At 45.6% G+C, this 20,862-nt stretch carries 21 protein-coding genes; 12 read left to right on the forward strand and 9 right to left on the reverse strand.

The genetic code is table 11. The features are described 5' to 3' along the window. Positions 1–111: 111 nt before the first annotated feature. Both B5D35_RS16430 and B5D35_RS16435 read left to right on the forward strand, forming a co-directional pair. Positions 112–480: a peptidogalycan biosysnthesis protein gene (locus B5D35_RS16430; RefSeq protein ID WP_078753619.1), complete on the forward strand. Its 369-nt coding sequence runs from the start codon at positions 112–114 to the stop codon at positions 478–480. Positions 481–511: 31 nt separating this feature from the next. Then, positions 512–1,087 (forward strand): DUF6151 family protein, encoded by a 576-nt coding sequence (locus B5D35_RS16435; RefSeq protein WP_078753620.1) that lies wholly within the window; start codon positions 512–514, stop codon positions 1,085–1,087. Here the strand turns inward: B5D35_RS16435 and B5D35_RS16440 are convergent. The 3 genes from B5D35_RS16440 to B5D35_RS16450 form a co-directional block, all read right to left on the reverse strand. Further along, positions 1,084–1,641, reverse strand: coding sequence for a GNAT family N-acetyltransferase (locus tag B5D35_RS16440; RefSeq protein WP_078753621.1), 558 nt, complete (start codon positions 1,639–1,641; stop codon positions 1,084–1,086). The two genes, B5D35_RS16435 and B5D35_RS16440, sit on opposite strands and share 4 nt — an antisense overlap. A 78-nt stretch (positions 1,642–1,719) precedes the next feature. Then, positions 1,720–2,088 (reverse strand): NADH:ubiquinone oxidoreductase, encoded by a 369-nt coding sequence (locus tag B5D35_RS16445; protein WP_078753622.1) that lies wholly within the window; start codon positions 2,086–2,088, stop codon positions 1,720–1,722. A 467-nt stretch (positions 2,089–2,555) separates the two neighbouring features. Further along, entirely contained in the window at positions 2,556–2,786 is a 231-nt protein-coding gene (locus B5D35_RS16450) for a hypothetical protein (protein WP_244556635.1), read from the reverse strand. A 447-nt stretch (positions 2,787–3,233) separates the two neighbouring features. On the opposite strand from B5D35_RS16450, the gene B5D35_RS24365 reads away from it, so the two are divergent. The 4 genes from B5D35_RS24365 (at position 3,234) to B5D35_RS16470 (ending at position 7,566) form a co-directional block, all read left to right on the forward strand. Continuing rightward, positions 3,234–3,392 carry a hypothetical protein gene (locus B5D35_RS24365; protein WP_170915208.1) on the forward strand — a complete coding sequence of 53 codons (159 nt, stop codon included), beginning with the start codon at positions 3,234–3,236 and terminating at the stop codon, positions 3,390–3,392. A gap of 372 nt (positions 3,393–3,764) precedes the next feature. Continuing rightward, complete coding sequence (locus tag B5D35_RS16460; RefSeq protein ID WP_078753624.1) at positions 3,765–5,609, forward strand: sensor domain-containing diguanylate cyclase; 1,845 nt, start codon at positions 3,765–3,767, stop codon at positions 5,607–5,609. Between the two features lie 203 nt (positions 5,610–5,812). Then, the gene (locus B5D35_RS16465; RefSeq protein WP_078753625.1) at positions 5,813–7,018 is read left to right on the forward strand and encodes a glycosyltransferase; all 1,206 of its coding nucleotides are present in this window, start codon (positions 5,813–5,815) and stop codon (positions 7,016–7,018) included. A gap of 161 nt (positions 7,019–7,179) precedes the next feature. After that, positions 7,180–7,566: a response regulator gene (locus tag B5D35_RS16470; RefSeq protein ID WP_078753626.1), complete on the forward strand. Its 387-nt coding sequence runs from the start codon at positions 7,180–7,182 to the stop codon at positions 7,564–7,566. Between the two features lie 37 nt (positions 7,567–7,603). Here the strand turns inward: B5D35_RS16470 and B5D35_RS16475 are convergent, their stop codons facing one another. From B5D35_RS16475 to B5D35_RS16485, 3 genes are all read right to left on the reverse strand, one after another. Next, positions 7,604–7,918: a hypothetical protein gene (locus tag B5D35_RS16475; protein ID WP_078753627.1), complete on the reverse strand. Its 315-nt coding sequence runs from the start codon at positions 7,916–7,918 to the stop codon at positions 7,604–7,606. Between the two features lie 197 nt (positions 7,919–8,115). Next, positions 8,116–9,471 (reverse strand): sigma 54-interacting transcriptional regulator, encoded by a 1,356-nt coding sequence (locus tag B5D35_RS16480; protein WP_078753628.1) that lies wholly within the window; start codon positions 9,469–9,471, stop codon positions 8,116–8,118. Between the two features lie 615 nt (positions 9,472–10,086). After that, the gene (locus B5D35_RS16485) at positions 10,087–10,551 is read right to left on the reverse strand and encodes a riboflavin biosynthesis intermediates N-glycosidase (RefSeq protein WP_244556636.1); all 465 of its coding nucleotides are present in this window, start codon (positions 10,549–10,551) and stop codon (positions 10,087–10,089) included. A 208-nt stretch (positions 10,552–10,759) separates the two neighbouring features. Here B5D35_RS16485 and B5D35_RS16490 point away from each other — a divergent pair, with 208 nt between their 5' ends. Beyond that, positions 10,760–11,359, forward strand: coding sequence for a pentapeptide repeat-containing protein (locus B5D35_RS16490; protein WP_101210334.1), 600 nt, complete (start codon positions 10,760–10,762; stop codon positions 11,357–11,359). 88 nt (positions 11,360–11,447) lie between these two features. Here the strand turns inward: B5D35_RS16490 and pdxR are convergent, their stop codons facing one another. Further along, complete coding sequence (gene pdxR / locus B5D35_RS16495; RefSeq protein WP_078753629.1) at positions 11,448–12,905, reverse strand: MocR-like pyridoxine biosynthesis transcription factor PdxR; 1,458 nt, start codon at positions 12,903–12,905, stop codon at positions 11,448–11,450. A 96-nt stretch (positions 12,906–13,001) separates the two neighbouring features. Here pdxR and B5D35_RS16500 point away from each other — a divergent pair, with 96 nt between their 5' ends. Continuing rightward, complete coding sequence (locus tag B5D35_RS16500) at positions 13,002–13,661, forward strand: pyridoxamine 5'-phosphate oxidase family protein (RefSeq protein WP_078753630.1); 660 nt, start codon at positions 13,002–13,004, stop codon at positions 13,659–13,661. Positions 13,662–13,827: 166 nt separating this feature from the next. Beyond that, a complete protein-coding gene (locus B5D35_RS16505; RefSeq protein WP_078753631.1) occupies positions 13,828–14,718 on the forward strand; it encodes an aspartoacylase in 891 nt (296 codons plus the stop codon). An 83-nt stretch (positions 14,719–14,801) separates the two neighbouring features. Here the strand turns inward: B5D35_RS16505 and B5D35_RS16510 are convergent, their stop codons facing one another. Continuing rightward, complete coding sequence (locus B5D35_RS16510) at positions 14,802–16,985, reverse strand: hypothetical protein (RefSeq protein ID WP_078753632.1); 2,184 nt, start codon at positions 16,983–16,985, stop codon at positions 14,802–14,804. Positions 16,986–17,763: 778 nt separating this feature from the next. On the opposite strand from B5D35_RS16510, the gene B5D35_RS16515 reads away from it, so the two are divergent. Beyond that, the gene (locus tag B5D35_RS16515) at positions 17,764–19,185 is read left to right on the forward strand and encodes a lactate dehydrogenase (protein ID WP_078753643.1); all 1,422 of its coding nucleotides are present in this window, start codon (positions 17,764–17,766) and stop codon (positions 19,183–19,185) included. A gap of 73 nt (positions 19,186–19,258) precedes the next feature. Here B5D35_RS16515 and B5D35_RS16520 read toward each other — a convergent pair whose 3' ends face one another. Beyond that, positions 19,259–19,588 carry a MaoP family protein gene (locus tag B5D35_RS16520; protein WP_078753633.1) on the reverse strand — a complete coding sequence of 110 codons (330 nt, stop codon included), beginning with the start codon at positions 19,586–19,588 and terminating at the stop codon, positions 19,259–19,261. Positions 19,589–20,186: 598 nt separating this feature from the next. Here B5D35_RS16520 and B5D35_RS24370 point away from each other — a divergent pair. After that, complete coding sequence (locus B5D35_RS24370; protein ID WP_170915209.1) at positions 20,187–20,345, forward strand: hypothetical protein; 159 nt, start codon at positions 20,187–20,189, stop codon at positions 20,343–20,345. Between the two features lie 206 nt (positions 20,346–20,551). Further along, on the forward strand, positions 20,552–20,848 hold the full coding sequence (locus B5D35_RS16525; protein ID WP_078753634.1) for an ArsR/SmtB family transcription factor: 297 nt from the start codon (positions 20,552–20,554) through the stop codon (positions 20,846–20,848). Positions 20,849–20,862: the final 14 nt, after the last annotated feature.

Genomic DNA, 20,862 nt, shown 5'->3' on the forward strand with positions numbered 1-20,862 from the left:
TGCTCAGGTTGGCGAGACTTACGCTATGATCAAAGCGCTGAACAAGCTTACAGGACTGGGTATGCCTGAAACTCAGTATATTGCTTAAGAACCGAACAACTTTAGGCTGCCATGTCTTCCAACCGAATTAAGCAACAAAGCCTCGCAGGGGCTCTGTACTTTAAGTCAGATGACACACTTTATGGTCGATATTGGGGCTGCACACACGAGTATGACAACCTTCACTTTGAGCTCTGCTATTACCAAGGCATCGAGTACTGTATTCAGCATGGGCTAACAAGGTTCGATGCAGGCGCCCAAGGCGAGCACAAGCTACTAAGGGGCTTTGAACCGATTGTGACGTATTCTTCGCACTTTCTTCAGCATCAGGGATTTCACCAGGCAATAGCAGACTACCTTCAACGAGAGCACAAGCTCATTGAGGATTATGTAGAAGACGCCATCGCGCACTTGCCTTATCGCCAAAAAGTAAGCTCTTAGGCTATATAACACCCGTAATAGGAGTCACACCATGACAGATCTTACCTTTCAATGTGAATGTGGACAGCTTACGGGCTTGTTGGTCAATGCTTCACCCACGTTGGGGAATCATCTGATTTGTTATTGCGATGACTGCCAGCGATTTGCCCGCTATCTAGGTCATGAAGAAAAATGGTTAGATGAATGGGGAGGCACTGACATTTATCAAGTGCCGCCTGCGAATATTCACATTGATTCGGGTGCTGAAAACCTTCGCTGTGTGCGTGTTAAAAACAAGGGCATCTATCGATTCTACGCAAATTGCTGTCGCACACCGATTGCAAACATCCCTCGCTACAAGATACCTCTTGCTGGCATCCCTACCCGTATAATTCACGGAGAAAACAAAGAAGCATTGGTAGGGCCGGTGACATATACCGTAATGGGAAGCTTTGCCAACGGTTCTCCCCCCAGCCAGCCTCACCCTAAGTTTTCTGTCGGCGCATTGATGAAAGTTTTAATTTTTGTACTGAAAAAAAAATTGAAAGGGTCGAATACCCCGACGCCTTTTTTCACCCCCGATGGTAAAGCGGTATCACCACCAGAGAAAATAGCCGACAAGGACTAGAATGCTACGATACCGCGCTGCCATTGTGCTTTGGTCAAAGTGTAGAGGCAATGAATAGAACATCGGTGCTCAGGTTCAATCAACGGGTGGGCGAACCGTTCGCCAGTATTGCGCATCCCTAAACTTTGCATAACACGCTGGGACGGAATATTGTCAAGAACGGTGAACGACACCACTTTCTCAATATTCATTTCTTCAAACGCGATGCGGAAGGCTTCTTGTGCCGCTTCCTTTGCGAAACCTTTACGTTGATGTTGTGGAGAGATTCGCCATCCAATTTCATAAACGTACTCACCCAGTACCAAGTAATCCGTGAAATTTATGCCTATCGTGCCCACAAACTCCCCAGTACTTTTCAACCGAATTACCCAGTAGGAAATCCCGTATTCCAGCCATTTTCTCGATATCCTCATAAGTACATCGTTGCTTTCAACATAACTTAGTGGCGCGGGAAAATATCGCATCACCTCCGAATCAGCGTTAAGTGCGGCAAAAGGTTCGCGGTCGTCTTCTTGAAAACGTCGCAAGATTAATCGTTCAGTTTGTCTTTCCATGATCAAATCCGAGATACAAAAAAGGCGACCACTAAGCCACCTTCTTATAATGATAAACAGTTTTTGTTCGTCAAGTTATTACGTCGTTTGAAAACGCGCTTTAACCGCTTCAAGGCGCTTATGCCAGAATTCGCGGTATTTGAAGTAGACGTAGGTCGATACCAAAGAGAAGAAGAGGTATGACAGCGCAAAAACAAACGGTGACGTGATTAATTCACGCTCAAGGCTCCACATAACACCAAATACCGTAATACCCATTTTTACTGCAAAACCCGAGATCAGCAGCAATAGAGCAAGTTGAGGGTATTTCGTGTGACGGAAACTCAGCCAATAACAACATCCCACAGCGATAGTTGCCAGCGAGAAGCCCACCATGAAAGAATGGAAATGGTCACCCGCAAGAATACCGCCAACGACAGAAAGAAAAACAACCACGAAAAAGGCCATTTCTACTCCAACAACTAAGATTAATGAATAACTGATGAATATTTGTTCAACTGAGGCGTATTTTTACACATCTAAAAGTAATAATCCAAAAAACCAACCATTTACATTACATTAACATATCAGCGTAATTACAATCAGTTAAACGTATTCAATCACTACAAAAATCTGATAGTTATCGTCCTTTGCACGTGTTAATAGTGTGTATCTTTGTTTCATTTGGAAACATTTTATTACATTTTTATTGGCTATTTTTTGCGAGTAAAATACTGAATTTGAATGAGACCCTCTTTTTTGCAAGAGTTTCTAGGCTTTTTGCCTTAAGTTCTGGTTACTGGCTTACGCACTGCTTACTCCTTTGCAACACCGTTTTCACCATTCTTTCACGCAGAGAAGATTGAAAAGGAAAAATGGGATAAAAAAAGCCGGGAAAAATCCCAGCTCTCTGCGCCATCAGATTCAATTCGAAATTATGCCACCGAACAGAAAGAGTGCGAGGTTGTTTGTTTATCTAGATACGCTTGGTTGAGCGCTCTGACATTCACAACAGGTCCCAGCATTTTCACTCGCATCAGGGCACCATGCGAAGACACTTCGGCGATACGTCCTTCCGAATAGTCGTTTTCATAGGAAAAGGTTTCAACAGCAAGGTGAAGCAGATTGAAATCTTGCCGACGAACGGAGAGATATGAACGCCACATGAGTGCATCCAATACCTCACTTGTATTGTGAGCTCTGATCACAAACCGCCACCCGCGATCCTCTCCATAGAAGTCCAACGGAAAAAATTTGCGGATTCGTTTATTAATTTTCAAAGTCGTATCTCTTTTCTCTTGCGAAAACCGATGCACACGAGATTTGAGTATAGAAGCTGTTTTCATATCCGCCACAACACCCCACAAATAACTGATTGTTTTTACTGCAATCCTTCCTTTATCTTTGTGAGATTTGGGTCTAAAGAACTAGCAAAAAACGCTGTTTTTTTTTCAGAAAAAGCAAATTACTCATCTTCAAGGCAATTCAACAGAGGATTACGCTTAAAAATGGGCTAGAGCGTACCACTTTAGGTTTATACTTGTGAAAGCCAAAAAACAGGATACAAAACATCTACCACTCACCTCAGTCATCGCGAGGGGCAGGCAGTTTACATGAAACTAAAAATTTTCCGATGGATTATTGTCGTTGTCTTGGTGATCGGTGCTTTTGTGCTCGGCATAGAATATGAGAGATTCACCAATTTAAACGCCTGTTTAGACATGGGAGAAAAAACAGCGCAAGGTAGCCATCGTATTTGCCTCACACAATAATCATTTTCATGACAATAAATGTTTAACTCTGCCATTGGCGAAATAGCGCTCAATCAGCACGCTGTCAGCCCACTTTCGTGCGATTTCCCCATGTTTTTTGATGGTTTTAAAGTAACATGTCAGCATATGCTATCTGCGAAGCCCATGAGCTTTGGGTTGACTGCGTACTGCTCGCATGAAAATCAAAACGTGGAACACATCACCACAGGAAGGGCTGTGTTTGAAACCCTTAAACATGGCGTTTTATTTGTACGATATTGAATTCCAGCTACTCATCGTTTGTTTTGAGCAGGCGAACAGGCGATTGACCAAGCCGTTTCCCTGAATCAAAAAAGTAGCGTCGTTTTATCCAGTTTAAGTGACGAACCAGACATGTTGAAAAAACTACTCAAGTCGCACCAGAGCATACAGACTCGCGTATCCGTGCTGGTTGTTGGAGTAAGTTTACTGTTCGCAATCGTATCAGTAAGCGTACAAATGGGTCTGAATTACACTCACACCGTAGAGTGGACAACCCAATCGTTCGAAAAGCGCACCGCCAGTGCCGTTTCAGTCATCACCTACTCCTTGGAACGTGGTGATTCAAAACTTTTGGTTCAACAATTACAAGACCTCGCGAATGCCCGCTACGTTAGCAATATTCACCTGACAACCAGAGCGGGTGAAGAGTTTTGGGCTGACAACCTTACAAAGCAAAAAGAAACCAGCCAACACCTGAAATATGACTTGGTGACAAAAGGCGAAGAAATTGGCGATCTCGATATCTATCTAAATTTGGGTCTGATTGAAGCTGACGCGCTGAAAAACGCATTGCCTGCAGGAATCATCTATCTGATTGAAGCCTTGTCCGTGGCAATTTTGTTGCTTTTAGTTTTGAAGCGAACCTTTACCAATCGCATCCGTAGCCTTGTAGAAAGTGTTGACCGAATCGATTTGTCACGAGTGAGCCGCCTGACCATTCCGAATACGCTCACCGAGAGCAAAGATGAGATAGGCCAAGTCGCCCGTTCTATCCAAAAATTGCATGCGCGTATTCGCGCAGATGTGATTGAAAAGAAGTTAAAGGAACGCACCCTTAAGCAACATAAGTCCCTGCTCGTCGATGAAGTCAATGCACGCTCTACTGAGCTCAACTGGCAAAACCAGTCAAACAAATTGCTCGCCGATCTCTCACTGCGCCTGTTGCAATGGCAAAAAACCGATGTAGAGCACGATGTCTATTTGGCTCTTCATCAAATGAGCACACTGCTTGAGACCGACCAATTTTTCTGGCTTTCTTTCGATAACGATACGGTGAGATATCGGGCAAGTTATCCGCAGCAAATCCCACTTCCTGTGGTGGAACTCAGCGACATGTATAAAATGAAACGCTGGTTGCTCAGCTCACAAAATGTCGCACTGATCGATGCGCATCAATTAGATACACATGCCCAAGCAGAAAAGGAATTGCTCGAACATGCAGGAATTCGCAGCATCGCAATATTTCCTTTAACTGACGGTAGTAAAAGCTTCGGTGTGATCGTCGCTGCCAATTCCGCAAAACCGCTCGCATGGAATGACAGTAAGAACCTATTGTTTAAACGCTTCGCCGCCATGCTTAGTGAGCTGACGATTCGCGAACGAGACCATCAGGCAATGACGGAACTGCAAGAGGAACTCATTCTCGCGAATGAACGTCTCCGCGTAGAAGCAGAAACCGATGAATTGACCCGACTGTTAAATCGTCGTCCATTCAGTCGCCTGCTCAGTGCTTCTTTGTATGATGCCGTTGATGAACATTCTTCATTGACCGTCATGATGATAGATATCGACCATTTTAAAGCCTACAACGATATTTATGGTCACCTACAAGGAGACAAAGCCCTGCATTACGTTTCCCGAGCAATGAGTTCTGTCAGTAAAGAGTGGAACGCACCGCTGGCACGCTTCGGTGGCGAAGAATTTGCCCTTCTCATACGTGGAAACGATCAGGCGCAAGCGGAACGCATCGCTTGGCAGCTTTGCCAAAACGTACGTGATTTGTGTATTCCACACCAAGGAAGCTGTAGTAGTGGAATCATTACGGTTAGCATCGGCGGGGTCGTTAGCTATCCCGATGGAAACACAAGCGCAAACCAGCTACTGGAAATGGCAGATCAATGCCTTTACAAGGCTAAACGTGCCGGTCGCAACCGCGCAGAGCTAAAGTTTTATCAAGTCTCAGAACTAAGCAGCTAGCGTCTAATCTTACCAAATTGCCCCTAATTCTAGGGGCTTACAACGCACCGTCCTCCCCAACATTTCTACCTATTCTAACAAGCTCGCGTTTGTCTCTAATTTCAGAAATTGCAGAAGAAATAATTGTGCGAATATGACGTCGTATACCCCTATTCATCTCTGGCTGAGACCTTTGGATAGTCAATAGTTTGGAGTGATAACGCATGTCGGCCGTCACGTCTACGCACATCTGTCATATCGTCAGTACCTATAAGGACGATGTGCTCAATCAGCAGTTGCTGAGCAATATCTCTTGTTCAATGTCAAAGGATTACGAGCACACGCTCGTTGTACTCAGCTCGCAGCCATCTCAACGCTTCAGTCTGCCTGATGGCGTCAGCTGTATTGAACTCAAAAACAAAAAACCTCTCTGTTTGCGTTCGTTTCGTGAATGCAAAAAGGTACTCTCCCTATTAAAGCCCGATGTCTGCCACACTTATGGTGAGGCACCGCTTGCGATGCAGTGGTTGGCACACCGCTCAGGTGTTCCCGTAAAACTCCATCAGTTATCGTCCTCACAGGCGCTTCCTTGTCAGAATTGGATTAAGAAAACATTCTTGTCAGTGCTTTCCCATTCTACGGATGTTTTCATTACGGCTTCTGCCAATGCGCAACACTGGCTTGAAAGCAACCTTGGTCTTTCCCCTGAACAATGCCAAATTATTCGACCAGCCATCAATGCTCAACGTTATCGCCCAGCTCTTCAGGAAGTTGACCCACACCGAACCAATTCATTTTTAGGTACTGTGGCTATTCCCACCAATAAATTCGTTGTGGGCACCAATATCAATGACCAACACCTAGACAGTGTGATCAATTTGATTGATGAATTCGCCGTTGCGAGCAAGCTTTCACCGGCATTTAAGAAGCACGCAATGTTGCTGATCGCTGGTAATGCCCGTTTTCTCCCGCTTTTACGCAAAGAAATACAAGTGAGAAATCTTGGGGAAGACGTCTGTATTTTGGGCGAACTCCCTAATTACTGGCTGTTCTATAAAGTGATTGATGCATTAATCAGCCCCACAGAAATCGACACAACCACCGCGCTGCACTTAGAAGCAATGGCCATGGCTGTTCCCATCATCTCACTCCGTTCTAGAAAACTTGAAAAGCGAAGTGAGCACCCACTTTTCTGGACCGACAAAAATGGACACTGCCGAATACAACATCAGTTATTGGAAATTTTTACGGACATGAATAAACGATTGAGGTTAGGCAGGGAAGCACGCTTGTACGTTCAAGAAAAACACTGCGTAAAAGAATATGAGTTAAGACTTAAAGCACTTTACCAACTTGCTCGTCCTCCAGCCAATACAAGTTATGCAAGCACGCCACACCTCTATGCCTCAACCTCTTCGAAGCGCGAGTAACGGTGGTGTGACCAACGTTAATTTTACTGATGAACCGCGATTTAAAATATCTTTAGCAAGAGCAGACAAACATCACGGTATTTTAGGCATCCTGTCCACGTAATATTCAATTCATGAACTATATTTTAGCAATGTAACTCACTATAGAAGCAGCTGACACAATGAAAATACTCGTCGTTGATGATATGACATCGATGCGGCATGTCATGCTAAACCTGTTACGCAGCATTGGTTATCCCGAATTAGAGGAAGCGACAAATGGCTGGCAAGCCTTTCAGATGCTTAAAAAAAATCATTATGATCTTTTAATCACTGATTTGAACATGCCAAAAATGGACGGGAAAGAGCTTCTGAAAGAAGTCCGAAGCGATAAGAAAATTGGTCACTTGCCGATATTGGTTGTTTCTTGCGAACAAGATAAAGGCAAAATTCAGGAACTGATCAAGCATCGTGTTAACGGATTTGTAGTTAAACCCTTTAACGGCGCAACGCTTCAAAAACAACTTCAGCGTATAGAGAAGCAAAGCATGCAACGACGCTCCGGCTAGGTTAGGGCTAGCTAGCCTCATTGAAAAAACGAAGACACTAATTCCAGCGAACACCCGCCAATTGAATGATTTCCATTCGTTCCAACTCGTGAATCAAACGACGCGCATATTCAGGCTCACAGACAGATAAGGCGGACAAGGCTGCCCCCAACGGTAGGTTTTTCTCAATTAGCGAAAGAAAGACGCTCGTTGCGCTATCACAGACCATGACATCACCTGTCACCGGACTAAACACGACCAGCTGGTCCCCTTTTTCATAGCAGCACACATCCAAAGAGAAATGTTCAGCAAGGCACACTTCAACATCCGCTTTCAGCACCAAATTGTTATCAATCAGCTCACACATTCTCATCTTACTGCTCCACTCGATAGTGCTGACTTTGGAAAATACCCCAATATCATTGTAATAACCTGGCTGCCTGACGAAATAGGCCGCGAAAAACTTAACGGCCTTCTAATTAACTGTATACGCTCTTAACGCTTGACCTTGCCAAATTTGGGGTTACTTGCCACTAAGTCCCACCCTCAAGACGCCTGAAGGTGATGACATCATCGCTGCAATGAGTATTTCTCGATAAGCGTGTACAACGTTGGACGTGACACACCCAGTAACGTTGCGGTCTGAGACATGTTGCCTTGTGCTCGGGCTAGTGCTCTTGCGACAGCATGCCTTTCTGCTTCTTCCCTGACTTGGCGAAGATTGAGAGGTAACCCGCTATCTTTCTTGGGATCTTTGGTTAACGAAAGATCGGCAGCGGATATTTTGTTTCCATCTGCCATGATAAGCGCGGACTTAATCTTGTTCTGTAACTCGCGTACATTACCGGGCCAACTGTGGCCTAACAATGCACTAATCGCATCGTCTGCAAATCCAGAGATGTTTCGGTGCATTGTCTGGTTAAACTTCATAAGAAACGTTTTTGCCAGTAAAAGCACGTCATCTCCACGCTCTCTTAACGGAGGAATTGTGATCATCACATCGCTGACCTGTCGGAGCAGGTCCTCTCTAAAACGACGTTCACCGACCCGATGCCCTAAATCTTGATAACTCGCACTAACGACACGCACATCCACGGGGATCCCTTGGCTCCCCCCCAGACGTGTAACCACCCTTTCTCTCAAGTATTTCAGTACATTGGATTGAAGATTTATTGGCATATCGCCAATTTCATCTAAAAACAGCGTGCCGCCATTTGCAGCTTCAATCTTACCGCGCACGACTCTCAGTCCATTGTCTGCAAACACCTCCTGACCAAACAGTTCAGCACCCAATTTATGCTCCGGCACTGACGCACAGTTAACCGTGATAAAAGGTCCATCACTGCGCGAGCTTCTGTCATGTATCGCCCTAGCAAGCAACGCTTTTCCGGTGCCACTTTCCCCCGTAATAAGTGTATCGACACCCGACGAAGCAATCCGCTCCACCATCCGCATGAGTTGAACCATTTGAGCGCTACCGCCAACAATGGAATCCTCGCGTCTTTCAAAGTTTTTCAGGCGCTCAACTTCATTTTCCAAACGGGAAACATGTTGAGCCCGGCGCACCATAAGCCGAAGAAATTCATCACTGTAAGGGCGGTGAATAACGTCAAACGCCCCTGATTGCATAGCCAACATCGCGTCACCCTCTGAATTTGCGTCAACAATCACTAAGACTTTCGTTCTTGGGGCAATCGATTTTAGATCTTCCAGAAGGGAAATGGCCGCGACATCGCTTTTGCCCAACACCACTATCGATGTCAGTAGCTGATGCAAAGCCTCCGATACATTAGAAAATTGGGCAGTAACGACTGATATCTCGCCTTCTAACGCTTGGCTTAGTCGTTTCTGTGATTCTGGGTCATCATCTATGATCAGCAATGGACCATGGTCCGAAGATAAATGACTCCTTTGGGTTTCAAACATTTCTCCCCCTTATCTTGGGTAAACCACCTGATAGTGAAGCCGCCTCAGGCCAGTTGCGCATGTACAGTCACAACAGGAAGCAACATGAACCAATCATGTTATTTGCCGTTTTGGCGTCAAATCTGTGTGCATCAAACGCAAAAAATGAAACGTGCCTCTTGCACCAACGTTCTTTTTACTTGCACCAAGATTTTTGAGTCACAGGTGTTATTTGTCTTTGCCAAACACTCCATTGCCTGGCAAATCATAAACGCGCTTCATCGCTCAATGAGGGGAGGGATAAGTCAACATTAACTTTCAGCCTCTTGGGCTGTCACCACGCTTCCTCATTGATGAAAGCAATACTTGAAGCCAAACACTCACCCACATTCGCAAACGCTGTTAAAGCGTGGTTGCTTTGGGTTTCATTCTTTTAATGGCGGGTATATCGAGGCTGTTACGCCGAACCAGTCTGCTTCGTCCTTAAAATAGCAGGGGCGTGGGGCGCAAGGTTGGAGCAAAGGAGGGAAATGTCGTCAATTCTTACTTTGTAGGCACTTTCTCTCAATCAAAAAGTGCACAAGCGCGTTCCAAACCCCCTGTTGATACGGCGTTTCTCATCGCGTAGAAGAGTCTCTATGCCAGCATTTCTCCTTGCAACAAGGCATGCCTGACTTCCATCAATATCTGACCAAGGTGATTTGCCCCATCACCATGTTGGCCATCTCCCCAAAACGCATCATGTTTCGAGTGCTCCACCAGCAGAGCACACCCAGTTGCAAGTAAGGATGTTCTTAATGCGAGGTGTTGCAGGAATTTCTGCTCGACGACATAACGCATAACGTCGCAACGCCTCTCCATCCACCCTTTGTCAACGTCATGGACGAAGTCACGGCTAAGTTTAAATGCTTCATCTGGAGTAGATGATTGTTGTATGCGATGTTGAAGAATGGCTGATTGGAACTTTTGCGCTTGGTAATAGTGCTCTGACGTAAGCCACACCTCACCACCAATCACTAATGGCGCAATAAAGAAGTTAGACAAGAAGCCGTATGCCTCATCAGGTTCGTAGAAATATATTGTGCTTTTTATCATACGCATACCCAAGCTACCTGAAGATGCTGTATCTATCGCCCAAAAGACAAAAGTCTGCCTGCTTTTAAGGATAGTCAATTTGCGCTATTGCACCTGCTTCCACAAACTGTCGCCGGTAATGCAATAAGGGATAAACTTGCTTTGTCTTCAATTGACCGCACTGTATTCTATGAAGAACAGCAGGAAGACACTCAACGGGTTAGAAGGGGAAACAGTGGATAACATCGAGAATGGTGAGCCGTACTATGATCACGTCTTTTCGAAATTAGCCCTAGCGAACGGTCACTTTTCAGACATTGAGTTTGAAGAGTGTGAATTTCGTGATTGCCAATTCACAGATACCGAATTCAGAAATTGTAAGTTCATTAGTTATACATTCCGCCGCTGTAACCTCAGCATGGCGAAGTTCCCTTTTACGCGACTCTCTGAGGTAGATTTTGAGGAGTGTAAGTTGGTCGGCATTGACTGGACGACTGCCGAATGGCCTGTTTATCGTAAAGATGCAGAAATGACATTCAAAAACTGTATTTTAACCGATGCCAGTTTTTTCGGCTTAACGCTGCATGAACTTCGTTGCTCAGATTGTAAGATGCATGATGTTGATTTTCGTGATGGCGACTTTTCGAACTCGACGCTGACAAACTGTGATTTTACCAACAGCCTGTTTATCCGTACCAACCTCTCGGAAACTGATTTTACAGACTCGCACAATTTTGCCATTAACGTGCTGGACAACAACCTCAAAGGCGCAACGTTTTCACGATATGAAGCTTTGGCTCTGCTGGAAAGTCTTCATATCGAACTGGTTGATTAACACCTTGATATTTATACACCTTTAATTGGTGAGTGCGTATTAAGAACGAAGAAGCACACAGCCCGAAGCAAGCTGTGTGCTGAGCACTTCACTCCCCCGAAAAGATCGCGTTTAATGCCGACAGACCTTCCTCGATATCATCACAGGAACTGTTACCAATACCTGCAACCAATGCACGATTGACCCACCTTGGCATAGTCGGCAGTGCTTTTTCATCGCAATAATAATCTAACGTACGAATGGTGAATCCTTTATCCGCTAAAGCCTCTTTCACGTCGATGGCTTCCGGACCACCTTGCCACCTGAACGTGACATGTAAGCCTGCGGCCTGGCTCATCACTTCTATCCCACCGCCATAAACACGCGCGAGACTGGAAACAAACTGAGCGTGCTTTTGCTGATAGAGATGACGCATTTTCTTAATGTGCCGCAGGTAATCGCCGTGTTTAATGAAATCTGCCAATACTTCTTCAATATGGATTGGCGAACACCCGCTAATGGCATCTTTCAACTGCAAGCAGCTGTCCACCAAGCTTTCTGGTACAACCATATACCCAACACGGATCCCGGAGAGAAAGGCTTTGCCAAACGTGCCCACGTAAATCAATTTTGCGGCCTCGCCATGCAACTTCGCTGCTAACCCCTGCAGAGAAGGATAAGGTCGGTTGGCAAACTGGAATTCGCTGTCGTAGTCATCTTCTATGATCCAGCCACCCGATGCTTTCGCCCACTCAATAATCGCCATTCTGGCTTGTGTATCGATGCTGTGTCCCATGGGATATTGGTTGCTAGGGGTCAAGTAGATCGCTTGACCATCAAACCCATTCAACAACGACAAATCATCGCCAAATTGTGGCGCAAGCGAAAAATAACGTGCGACCGTCCCCGATTGCTCCAATGCTTTTCGCATTTGAGAGTAACCGGGGTTTTCCATCAATACGCGATCGCCTCGGTTCAAAATGGCGTTCAGAGCCATGTACAGCGCTTGCTGGGCACCCGTTGTTACGATGATTCGATGAGGCGGCGCGTCGACAGAACGACTGGTTAACAGATACTCACTCAGCGCCTCCCTTAGGGCAAAGCTCCCTTGTATGTCATTTTGTCCCGCCAAAATAGAGCGCTGCATATGAATTTGCACCAACCTCGCCCATTTCTTGTAAGGAAAATGCGCTAGGTCGGGCACACCTGGAGAAAAAGGGCGATTTCGACGTAAAGTCGTTTCCATGGGTTCACCATCACTGGCATGCAATGGAGCTTTGGATGATGCATTGTGCGTATGCAAAAAGTGCTCAGGATGAAGCAGCACGAAATAACCCGCTCCAGGCTTGCTGTCTATATACCCTTCGGCTTTCAGTTGGTCATACACCGCCGTCACTGTATTACGGCTCAGCCCTAGCTCACTTGCCATAGTCCTTGTCGCAGGCAAGCGCGCTTGGTTTGGCCAATCCCCTTGGAGAATTTTCGATTGAATAGCCTGATACAGCGATTGTTGCTTGGAAGGTGCACGGCTATCTGCCAATAAATCACCGACGTCAATGGGCTGCATATTGGATCCATCCACTTATAAAAATTGGCCCTACTTAAGGGGCCACTCATCACTTAGATTACAAGTATCAAAATCAAAAAGAAAAGGAATTTGGCCATGTCATTAAGCACAACGTCGAGAACAACGCTGAATAAAGCCGCGCACAAAGGCGTTAAAGATAAAGAGACGCTTTACACGATCATTGATGAGTCGAAACTGGCGCATGTCGCCATTCATGATCACCGAGGTCCTACCGTGATTCCAATGCTGGTGTGGCGTATCGACGATAACCTCTATATTCATGGTGCAAAAAACAGTCCCTTGATGAAACACCTTAAAAAAGGTGAAGACTGCTGTCTGACGTTTACCCTCTTTGATGGCTGGGTGCTGGCACGTTCTGCGTTCCACCACAGCGCACATTACCGTTGCGCCATGGTGTTTGGTCAATTTGAACGCATTGAGGACAACCAGCAAAAATCCTCAGCACTCGATGCACTGCTAGAACAGATTGCCCCCGGACGCAGCCAAGATGCACGGCCAGGCAATGAAAAGGAGCTCACCGCCACAGAGTTGCTTGTTATGCCAATTCAAGAAGCGTCAGTAAAAATCGGCCGCCACGGTGTGAATGACGATCTCGCTGATATGAAACTCGACGTTTGGGCTGGCGTCCTGCCATATCGCACGGTTGTTGGGCCTTTGATTGCAGAGCGTGACTTGGATACTGACAAAGAGCCTGACTATTCATCGGCCTACGGTGACCGCTGGCACACAAACTAGGCGTTCAAAGCAAACACCCCGATAGCGTTATTTTCAACGAGAGTGATGAACATTATCATCTACCTATTCTTTTGCTGTTGTATTCATTCCTCGCGTGGTTTTAAGCACTTGGGGAATGCTTACCTCCCTGATATATTGAAGGTTCGTCTATCAGGAGAGGACAAGGATGAAAATTTTTAACCGTGTAGCCATTGTTGGCGGCACCCACGGAAACGAATTTAGCGGCGTATATCTATTAAAAAAATGGCAAGCAACGCCTGCAACCATTAGCCGCCCTACGTTCGAAACAAAAACCCTTTTTGGCAACCCAAATGCTTACCGAGATAACAAACGTTACCTTGATTGCGATCTAAACCGTCAGTTTCTCCTTCACGATCTTGCTGACAATGCGCTAGGTAATTACGAACAAAGCCGCGCTAAAGCCATTAATTTGCAATTGGGCCCGAAAGGCAATGCCCGAACCGATCTCATCATCGACCTTCACAACACCACCAGCAATATGGGTCCGACGCTGATTTTACTGAAAGCCGATGCGTTCAATACGCAGCTCGCAGCCTATGTCGCAGCACGTATGAAAGATGCGGTGATCTTGTTTGAAGACCACTGCACGGTAGAAGAACACTTTTTCCTTTGCTCAATTGCAGATCAAGGCATCATTATTGAAGTCGGCCCTCAGCCACAATCTGTCATCCGTCAGGACGTATTGGATTGGATGGAAGAAATGACGTCGCATATCCTCGACTTCGTTGACCTGTTTAACAACAACGACGTTCCTGAACTGCCAGATACCGTTTCTGCGTATCGCTATACCGAAACACTCAAATTGCCAGAGGACGAAAACGGTGAACGTATTGGTATGGTTCACAAAAACGTCCAAGACGCTGACTTTACACCGTTACGAAATGGCGATCCTATCTATACACTATTTTCTGGCGAAGAGATTTGCTGGGACGGTGACTATGAAGCCTACCCGCACTTTATCAATGAAGCAGCGTACTACGACAACAACCTAGCCATGTCGCTCGGTAAAAAAGTGGAAATCACGGTTATCAAGTAATGCGTGACAAGAATTGATAGGATTTTCTTGAAGTGCCGTTAAACAATCAACGGCACTTTTTCTCTTCACACACTCAATCTAGATTACTGCGTCTCACCTGCAATTACTGACGGGTCACCCAACACGATGGGCATGTCCCCAATGTCGGCATCACCCGAAATAGAGGTCGGCACATCAACCGCAGGATCTGCGAGCGTTAAAGAGGTGCACTGGCCGGATGCTGACTTCATCGTTTGTTCAATTTCTCTCGCTTTGATCGCGTATTGACTTGACGATCCCATAATCGCGCCGTCTTTCAACGAAAAGTTAGGAAGGTATCGATCCCCGCTCTGCGACATGGGGATTCCCCAAAAATCACCATTTCCCCCGTAATTAATGAGGTACGTTTGCCCCGCGTAGCTGCCCGCCGATCCTGAACGATCATTCGCACTGCTGTGTGTATACGCAAATTGAAGCGGCTTTTCAAAACTTACAATGTCGTCACTGGCATCTTTGACTGCGGTCAATTGGTTCCAACTTTGTATCCCCGTCTCCCATACATAGTACTCAGTGGTGATCGCAGGATCATAGATATCGTAACTATTGGAGACAGTAGACAGCACCATGGGCCCGCTGCGAACGCCCCAACTATGAGGCGTTGAATTGATGTTACTTTGAGTCAACGACGCGTTGTATCTGACAGGTTCACTGCTGTTCACGCTCACCAGCGTCAACGCATTGCCTCCCGACGTGCTGAACGTATATTGGTGAGCACCGCCTGTTGTTTCAAAGGGGCTGTTCGCGCCACTCCAATTCGTCAAATCGCTCAGGTCTAACGTTCCTATCGGACAATTATCATAGCAATACAATGTGATGGAGCCGCCATTGAGTAATTCACCGCTGCCCGTCTCACTACCGTTAATAAAGGTCTGCTCGTAGTAGGTCAAAGAAGCGTTACCCTGCAAGTATTTGACTTCCCCACCGAGTTGTTCCGAATACATATACAATGAGTCATTCGCACTCAAGGAAATCAACGTCGGCCCGAACGAAGTAACGGTCGACCCGTTTGACCCCCAGCTCAATTTTCCTGTTTTGTAAAAACCATCAGAGCCAACACCATCTTGCGCCGCGGTATAATACTTAACCACCCACTGATCAAAGCTGGAATCGCTGAAGACGGTGCTATCCCAGAATGAAAAGCTGATGCCTCTGGCGCTGGAAAGTGCCAACGTTTTCACCGTGTTTTTGACTAAACGACCGGGGGCAGTCATCACTGTGTATTGACGCGTGACTCCATTGTCGTTTCTCACGATGGTCTCACCATTCGTTACCGCGCCTTCAACTTCCGTCCATATCCCCCAATAACCGACATAGCCGTAACTGTCGTAAGTTCCGTTATTCGCACTGGAGTATTTCATTGGGAACCCAGCGTTAATATCAATTTGCGCTCCTGTAGACGCGCTATAGAGATCGTACTGGTAGACGTAGCTATTAAATTGGGTACGGCTCAAGCAGGTCCCGCTACTGTTCCCAGATTTATACGGAAGGCTGTCGAAACTACCGGCATTTTGAAGCAACACGTTATTAGCATTGAACGTCAACGCATAAGCGCCGCCTTCGCTCGATGACGTCAACGCTGTACCCGAAGAACGATCCGAAGACATCACAACACTCGCACTTTGCGTATACGTTGAAGAACCATGTTGACTGCTCTCGTAAAGCGTAAAGCCAATCGAATCTCCTAATCCACTTAAGGTAACCACTTCACCTCCCCCCTTTGGCGTGAGGTTGGTGAAATTATCAAAAAATGAAAAATTGAACGTGAATTGTCCGAATGGATCTGCGTCCGATGCGCCCTCCGTGATGACTGCTTTAAATTTTATTGCTTGTTCATCATCCCCTGTTGCCATCTCTGGTAGCCAAACATTCACCACCAACGGCGATGAATCAGAGGCTCTCGTCACATCAGCAACGGCTTTCAAATAGGAGGGATTGTTTGCAGCACCCGATGATTGACCCGTAGACCCATCATTAGCGTCATCAAAACAACTGGCTTCATCCGCCAAGACCAGATATGGGCCCGCGTTAGCGAATTCGGTTACATTGAATTGAGCCGTGAAGCACAGGATGCTATTCACCAACTCTATCGGCTCCAATGCTTCATTCCAAACGTACGTTTTTTGACTCGCATTGGTGTACTCCGTGCCAGCGTCATTAAACGCAGCGTGCCCTAAAGCAGAGAAAACCAAAGCAGAGACACCCAACCAATGTGTGTTATTCGTTTTCATTGGTCACAACCTCCAATTGCTGGGGTAGCTGTAAACTGGAGGTTGACGTTGATGCTGAATCCCCGTCAGTGCACCCCATCAGCAACCCAATGAAGATGTAAACACACAAAAACTTCACGCCTATATACCCGCCCATACTCTTCACCTCACACAATTCGCACCATGACTGACACACACGTTCGATATTGAGACACGAATTAAGCGTAGTTTTTATGAGGATAATTTAAAGTTGATCAACATCCGATTTTCTAGGCATGACAGATGTACAGTATTGCACTGATATTATTGAATTTAATTTGGAACTCAATCGATTTGACACACTGATTAATGCCGATTAATTAGCGAGTTAGAGAAAGGGCTTTGAGCTTTCTATTGACTCACCTATCATTAATAATGTGACAAATAACAATAAAACAACAGATAAAGTAAACGTTGAGATTTTGAACGCTGCGAATAGTAACGTTTGTGATCAGGATCTGCTGATTGCTGTTTATGCTTCCCTAGACTAAACGCTCAAACATCGACGTAGCTTTCGCGATCGCGATTGTTCTCGCATTAATTGCTACTCAGTGAATCTACATCGGGTGGCACTTTCGCACTTAAATTAAGATGTTATTAACATTGAGGAGGATTGGTGTCGCCAGGCAAACTACCGTCGACAGCAGATGGATCACAACTCAACGGTTGCAAGCTAATATCTGATAAGCACCTACCATTCGGCAGTACAGAGAAACTTCTCCAGCCTGTCGATTTTGGCGGTGCTATCGGTTTAGCTTCAATGAATCATTGTAAAACATTGGCGTGTCGAAACTTTAGCTTGAGTGATAAGAAGTATTACCTGCTTCAAGAAACCGATCCCTCGCGTCCCGGCTTAGTTTGCCGAGAGTGCGGTGCCTTTCCTCCTCTCCTTAACAACCAAGCACTGCTCGATGAATTGTCCAGAACCAAACTACAAGATTCTGGAAATCTTGCTGCGTGTTCTAACCATGACTGTATCTCGTTTGGCAAACCCGTATTAACGCACAGAGACTTGTACCATGCCTTTGGTTACAGTGGCGAAAGACAGCGTTACCGCTGTAAGCACTGCCAAACAACCTTTGTCGACAAGTGGTCTAACGCCAACCCAAAGCTCGACATTCAGCAAAAGCTGCTCGGTCTGATATTCACTGGGCATGCGGTCAGAGAGATTTGTCGGAAACTCGCCATCAATCCAAAGAGCTTCTACGACCATTTGAGTCAAATTGCGCTACGCTGTCGAAACAAATTAGCCGCCGTTGATGCTCGCTATATACAATTGTGCGACTCACTCCCGATGGCCTCTACCATCGTGCCATTGCAACCTAATAGTAAAAATGGCGTGAACTGGCTGGCGACCGGTGACGCTCGATACGGCTACATCTTTCAGCAAAGCTTGAATTATTCACCTGAAGAATCTAAGCCCAAAAACAATGAAAATACTCCTGCCAGATGCAGTCGCCTCATGCCGGATTACTTTGAATCGCCGACAGAAGAGACGATCGCTGAACCCTCGTCATTGAAAGACGTCGTCATCGCGAAATACGATGATGTCATGTCGCGGCAGAACGTAGAAGACCCTTACACCAAACCCGTTGATATCAACTATCCCTCGGTGGGCAGTTTAATCCGCCCACAGTACACAACGTACGCGCATTTTTTGCGGTTGGCCGAAAGCACTGCGGATTGGAAAACGGTCACCTTGTATTTACCGCAAGAACCTTTGCTACGCTCCGCGATTGTCTCAGTGTTTAAAACCAGAATGCAAAATAAGTCCTGTCACCCGATCTACGTTGTTCAAAACGCTGACTGGGAAAAGCCCATCCCCTCTGAGCCTATCGACATTGTGCTGTTGAGCTGGTGGCGAGATCGCTGGGCGTTTACTAAAAGTGGTGAAGGATACAAAGGCGTGTGCCATATAGGCCGGGAAGTCGATAGCGAACGTCACTGGTTAGAAGAAGCCTCAACAGCGCGGCTCGACGAGTATCAATACCGTTTCCATCAGTGCTTCAAAAGTGTGATTGACGAGCCAAGACGTCGTCTTCGCCCCGGGGGACTTTTACCCCTTCTCGACATTTATCGCGCTTGGAGTAATCTTTGCCACCAAAACAGTGGCGGTACCACACCTGCACAGGGGTTAGGGCTTGCCCGTAAGCCCTATTCATTGGCTGATTTATTGAGCTAAACCTGTCGATTTACTTAGAGCAGAAACAAAAAAAGCGAACAATATGTTCGCTTTTTTTCAGCATTTATGACGACTATTCGTCCGCTTCAGCTTCAGAGTAATCTTCAACTGGACCGTTACGAGATGTCGAACACAGGTTATATACAACATGCTTATGGTTGATTTCTTTCAAATACTTCAACCAGCATTGCGCATATTGTGATTCAGCGGCACGACGGCCGTTCACTTCATCAATAAATTTCTGCTGTTCTTCATCTTGTGGAACCATTGTACCTTCAAACAAGGCTTTCATGGTACGGCCACAGGTTTCCAAAAATTGCGATTCCTTGATGGTGAAATAGCCGGATCGAGCAAAACCTTTTGGAAAATGCTTGTCATCAAAAAACTTTTGACCACTAAACATTATCTAGCTCCTTAACAAATTTTCGCATTATTTTTCATTAAACCACTACGGTGTAAAGCAAAATATTGTTGATCTGACGATAAAGAAAATTAATACTTCACGTGCTTACTTAATAGCGACGTTTTTAAGTTCTGTCGAGCTCTCTAACATCTATTTCCTATTTCTTTTAAAAGCCAAAATAGTCAATAAACTCGCGAAGGTCGAGTAGACAATGCATAAATCATTGTAACAATGTGAAAAGCGTCATCATTCTATTTTCAAGTGCGTTACCGCTCACAACTTTCCAGAGAGAAGCCCAGCGCCACTTACAATACCGCAGCATTTCCATAACTTAACAAGTGCAAATCTCGAACCGACCGTGTTTTTCCACTCTTCATCTATTTTTCTAATCACAAAGGACGAATTTTTTCGTTTTATTTAATTACCGCGCTGCGCTTATGCTTGAAGTGTATGCGGTATCACATTGATGCCAATAAAAATTCATTATATTGACACAAATTCTACGCTATATTCTCAACGTCTAAACGTTGAACCAATATACTCGCTTAGATACATTAATGGCTTATTACACAACAGTTAATCGAACAGGGTAAATACGATGGCCAAGTGGGATCAGTGGCTGAAAAACGACACAAACAAAAAAGAGAAAATTCATTCTAAATTCAATGAAGAATTTGGCGATAAACCTCAACGAGACAGAAAGCGTCGTAAGCCGCGTTCTGGTCGTCCGACCCACGAGGAATACCCATTCGATTGATTAAGCGAACCCTGAGAATCGAGAGTCATCGCTAACTAAATCAAACGCTCGTCATTACATTTTCTGTATCACGAGCGTTTTGCGTTTCCCTCACACCCTCCTCCACTACGCTTTCTGCTTCCTTAAACATTTATATCTTCTGTTTCATACTCACACTTAGTTAGTTCTGGTAATATCGAAATCGATATCGACTAGAGAACCTGCGTATGAACATCGAATCGGTCGCTAAGGCCCTAAAAGAACTTGGACACCCTACTCGCTTAACCATTTTCAAACGTCTGGTAAAGGCAGGGCACAGCGGTATTGCCGTGGGCGTTGTACAAGATGAATTAGGGATTCCCGGCTCAACACTGTCGCACCATTTATCGAGCTTAATGTCTGCAGGCTTGATTACGCAGCGAAGGGAAGGTCGCGTTCTTTATTGCACACCTCAATACGACAAGCTAGAGGGCGTACTCGCGTTTTTACGTGATGAGTGTTGTCTTGATGAAGGGGCAAAATAAAAGGCAAGGAGAGT

It is taken from the genome of Enterovibrio nigricans DSM 22720 (genome assembly GCF_900167155.1).
Classification (GTDB): Bacteria; Pseudomonadota; Gammaproteobacteria; order Enterobacterales; family Vibrionaceae; genus Enterovibrio; species Enterovibrio nigricans.